This is a genomic window from Paraglaciecola sp. (assembly GCF_030730205.1).
Taxonomy (GTDB): domain Bacteria; phylum Pseudomonadota; class Gammaproteobacteria; order Enterobacterales; family Alteromonadaceae; genus Paraglaciecola.
In genome coordinates, this window is the sequence record NZ_JANQVQ010000069.1 from 1 (window position 1) to 4,736 (window position 4,736).

4 protein-coding genes are annotated in these 4,736 nt (G+C 43.6%); 2 read left to right on the top strand and 2 right to left on the bottom strand.

Translation table 11 applies throughout. The features are described from left to right. Positions 1–19 precede the first annotated feature (19 nt). On the bottom strand, positions 20–1,510 hold the full coding sequence (locus NWQ57_RS06110) for a tryptophan halogenase family protein (protein WP_306021252.1): 1,491 nt from the start codon (positions 1,508–1,510) through the stop codon (positions 20–22). 141 nt (positions 1,511–1,651) lie between these two features. Here NWQ57_RS06110 and NWQ57_RS06115 point away from each other — a divergent pair, with 141 nt between their 5' ends. Continuing rightward, positions 1,652–2,140 carry a YcxB family protein gene (locus NWQ57_RS06115; RefSeq protein WP_306021253.1) on the top strand — a complete coding sequence of 163 codons (489 nt, stop codon included), beginning with the start codon at positions 1,652–1,654 and terminating at the stop codon, positions 2,138–2,140. Positions 2,141–2,243: 103 nt separating this feature from the next. Here NWQ57_RS06115 and NWQ57_RS06120 read toward each other — a convergent pair whose 3' ends face one another. Next, a complete protein-coding gene (locus tag NWQ57_RS06120; RefSeq protein WP_306021254.1) occupies positions 2,244–2,885 on the bottom strand; it encodes an SDR family oxidoreductase in 642 nt (213 codons plus the stop codon). Between the two features lie 393 nt (positions 2,886–3,278). On the opposite strand from NWQ57_RS06120, the gene NWQ57_RS06125 reads away from it, so the two are divergent. Then, positions 3,279–4,697: a DUF1593 domain-containing protein gene (locus NWQ57_RS06125; RefSeq protein WP_306021255.1), complete on the top strand. Its 1,419-nt coding sequence runs from the start codon at positions 3,279–3,281 to the stop codon at positions 4,695–4,697. Positions 4,698–4,736 lie beyond the last annotated feature (39 nt).

Genomic DNA, 4,736 nt, shown 5'->3' on the forward strand with positions numbered 1-4,736 from the left:
TTTTGGCGGTATTCATCAACTAAGCGTTGATATAGCGTGATAAAAACTCATCATGAGGCAGCATTTTGGCTAAAGGTTGTAATTTGGCGTGGTAAATTTTGTTCATGATCGCGAGCAGTTCTTCGTCACCATGGACTTTGGCGGCGGGGTGATAATCTACAGGTTTAATGCCCTGGCCCAGCATCACTTGTAGCCACGAGGCGTCTTTAAATATGTCGTTGCTATCATTAAAAATAGCGGCCGTCTCTTTAAATGCGGCTAGCTTTTGCTGCAAGCGCTCAGGAATAGGCATGTTGCGCATATCTTGCCAAAAGTCAGAGTCGCTGCGCTCATTAACATGATAGTGCAGGACGATGAAGTCACGAATGGTTTCAAATTCTTGTTTTGATTCTGCGTTGTACAGCTCAATCATGGCTTGCGAAATGCCCTCGTTAGGAAACATCTTTAATAGTCGTACTATGCCAGACTGAATAAGATGGATACTTGTTGACTCCAAGGGCTCTAAAAAACCACTTGAGAGACCTATGGCAACCACGTTTTTATGCCATTGCTGCTGGGTTCTGCCGGTTTCAAAGGTGATTTTTCGGGGATCACCTATGGCTGTGCTATCCAAATTGTTTAACAGAGTTTGTTCTGCTTGTTCGTCGCTCATGTATTTCGAGCTATACACAATGCCATTTCCGTTTCGGCTGGTTAGTGGTATGCGCCATTGCCAGCCCACTTTGTGGGCAATGCTGCGAGTATAGGGTAGGGTATGAGCAAAACGTTCTGAAGGTACAGCAAGCGCACTATCAGCGGGTAGGAGGTGTTCCCAGTTTTCATAGTTTACGCCTAGGGTTTTACCAATCAGTAATTTACGGATGCCGGTACAATCGATAAACAAATCACCGTCAATTTGTTTGCCACTTTTTAATTGCAGCTTTTCGATGTAGCCGCTGTCTGCATTGACTTTGATGTGTTCGATTAACCCTTCTGTTCGTGTAACTCCCCAGCGTTCAGCGAGCTTACGCAAGTATTGACCATATAGGGCCGAATCAAAATGATAGGCGTAGGGCATGTCATAGACCGGGTTTTGGGTATTAATTTTATTAAATTTACCTTGCTGACAGCTTAAGAAATTTAGGTCAAAATCCCACAAAGAACGCTGTAAACCGGCCCGTTGTGCTTTTAACCAAAAATGTTGAAAACTGCAAAAGCCCAAGTTGGCGCCAGGGGCCCCAAAAGTATGAAAATAACTTTCACCAGAAATGCGCCAATTCTCAAATTGAATCGCAAGTTTGATGGTACCGTTGGTTTCTCTAAGAAACTCTTTTTCGTCCAAACCTAGATACTTATTAAAAATTTGAATCGGTGGGATCGTCGCTTCACCAACGCCAACGATACCAATTTCTTGTGATTCGACTAACTCGATTTCGATATGTTGCTGCAGTACTTTACGTAGCAGAGCGGCTGTCATCCATCCTGCAGTACCACCACCCGCAATTACGACTTTGCGTATTGGATTTGTCATTATTTAGTGCCTTGTTAAATCAACTTCATTAGCAAAATGCTTGGATAACTCCTTTATACCATTGCATCTAACGAACGAAAACAACTACCAGACTGATGCACTTGTAGTTACACTCTTGGTTTTATTGCCATTCAAATAATTATGACCACGCCATTTTCTTATTCAATTACCTATACCCTAGATAAAAGCCATTATCTTGAAACTTACGACGCTTCAGCGGTGGCCATTAATCCTAAAAAAGCCTATCTCATCGCTATCGGTTTGGCCGCTCTGGGGTTCGCTATTTTGCTTTTTACCCAAATTGAACCATTTGCTGCGTGGTTTCTGATTGCCTTGGGCGGGCTTGAGGTATTCAGTATTCGCTTCCGTCGGTCTTGGTGGTTAGCAAGGCAATTAATCAGTAAAGCGGCCAGCACTGACTTAACGCTCACGATTGATGAAACTGGGGTTACCAGTCAGTCGATTCATGTTGAAAGTCATATTTCATGGGACGATATCTCTAAGCTAGAAAAAACCTCGCAAGGCTGGTTGCTCTATCATTCGGGTGGTAAAACGTATCTGTCGGATCGCTGTTTATCTGCTGAGGCACAAGCCTTTATTGCAGCAAAAGCCGTATTAGTATCTGAATAGGCTGAGGTTTTTTTAGCTGCGGGCGAGGTTAATTTAACGATAATGACTCGTCCAAGTGATAAGGTGCTACACAACATCTTTCCCTTGGACGAGAACTTAATATTTAAGCTGCCACTACTTGGGTGAGTGATTTATCCCCGTTAAATAACTCAATGATGGTGCTGTTTTGCGGTTTAATTTGCGTAGAAATATACACAATAGCCTGGGCGACATCAGCACGTGTTATTACCCAATCTTCCTTATTTTTTGGCCGCTCACTGGTAAATCCTGCAAGGGCATCGTCATTGGTTAATGTGCCTGGACGCAATATTGTGTAAGCCAGCCCGCTGTTTATTAAGTGCTCATCGGCCATGTGTTTGGCTACAAGATAGGGCTGCATTTTATCAGAGCCTTGACTTGGGTCATCGGCGCCAATTGAACTGACCATGACAAAGTGTTTAACCTTGTGCGCTTTAGCATAATCTGCTGCTTTGCACGCCGCCCAAAGGTCAATTAACAAGGTTTTGTCAGCGCCTGTGTTGCCGCCGGAGCCTGCGACAAATATAACGTTTGAGCAGTCAGTAAACGCGTGGCTAAAGTCTTTTTCTAAGTCACCTTCAATGATGTGTAAGGTGTCTGCTTTAATATCGGCAAGCTTGGTTTTATCACGCACTAGCGCGTTTACCACATGACCGTTGTTTACCATGAGTTGAGTGACCTGTTTTCCTATTTGACCACTTGCACCGATTATCAGTGTACGTTCCATTTACGCCTCCTTTTTAAATTAATGTATTTATTTACAATAACTTAGTATGTTTTTAAGCTTAAAAAGTTCACATTTACTTGTAAGCCAGTCGCGCCTAATCGCCTAATACCTATTAGACATGGACACGAATATTGAGATTTAAACCGTTGTAAAAAATTAATTAAAGAATGCTTTAGTCAAAATCCACTGCTGATAAACCAATTTTAATAAAGTTTTGCCCGGCGCTGATATGTTTAAATTACGTTAATTAGGCGAGGCTGCGGTCGGTAAAATACATCGAGACTTAGGGTGTTAACTGAACGTGGTTTTATAGTTTACCTTAGCTACTTCGAGCAGGTTTTAAACATGACACTATCTAGCAAATTTCGATTTTTAACATGTGTTTTAGTCTTGATGTCTTTTTCCACATTTGCACTAAGCGAAGTGCCTTCGGCAATAGCGAAGCAACAAAAGCACCGCATGGTGGTATTGAGCGATATTGAAGCCGATCCCGATGACGCGCAGACCTTGGTGCGTTTAATGTTATACGTCAATCAAATTGATATTGAAGGGCTGGTGGCAACAACGTCGGTGCACCAAAAATTAATGGTGGCACCTGAGTCGATGCATAAAATTATCGATGCCTACGGCCTGGTTCGTGACAATCTTGAGCAGCATGAAAAAGGCTTTCCAAGTGCTAAACATTTGCATGACTTAGTTAAAAAAGGTTTGCCCATTTACGGCATGCAAGGCGTTGGCGAAGATAAAGATTCGCCTGGCTCAGATTGGTTAATTAAGGCCATTGAGAAGCGCGACCCGAGACCTCTGTGGGTGACAGTGTGGGGCGGAGCAAATACCCTAGCCCAAGCACTTTTTCGCTTAAAACAAACTAAAAGCGCAGTTGAATTAGCTGCGCTCGTGAGTAAGCTGCGGGTGTATACCATTTCTGATCAAGATGATTCGGGGGCATGGATCCGCAAGCAATTTCCTACGCTTTTTTATATTGTCAGTCCCGGCGGATATGGTGCTGCCACATGGACAGGAATTAATACCTATGTTGATGGTATCGATAACACCACCATCAGTAATCCATGGCTAGCAGAAAATATTCAACAAGGTCATGGGCCACTTGGTATGCAATATCCAGATGTGGCTTACGGCATGGAAGGAGACACCCCAACGTGGTTAAATTTAATATTAAATGGCTTGAGTGATCCAGAACATCCTCAATGGGGTGGTTGGGGAGGACGATATGAACTATACGTACCCAAATTAGCTGACATGGATCCGAAGGGATTTACGGGCGGGGTACCCGTTGAACCAGAAACCAGAGCGATTTGGACGAATGCCACTGATACCTATATGCCCGCGTTATCCAGCGAGTATGGCCGCAGTCTTAAATTAAGCGATAAAAGTTTTACGGGCTATCGCACAACATTATGGCGCTGGCGCGATGAGTTGCAAAACGATTTTGCGGCGCGAATGGATTGGACTACTAAGCCCTATGCCGAGGCAAATCATCCTCCGGTACCCGTGCTTAATCACGAGCAAACATTAACGGTACAGTCTGAACAGTACTTTAATCTCGATGCCCGCAACTCTTTTGATCCAGACGGTGATAGTTTGCAATTTTGGTGGTTTAACTATCCTGAGGCAGGCTCCTTACCTGATGAATATATTAAGGTGACAAGTGCAGAAAATATGAATCGCGTGGCGGTTAAAGCGCCCAAAGTGACCAAGCCCCAGCAACTGCACTTTATTCTAAAGGTCACTGATCGTGGTACACCTGCTATAACCCGTTATCAGCGTGTGATCGTTAATGTAAATCCGTAACCGTCTTTAGCGCCCTATGTCAACACCTGTGGTTGAAAA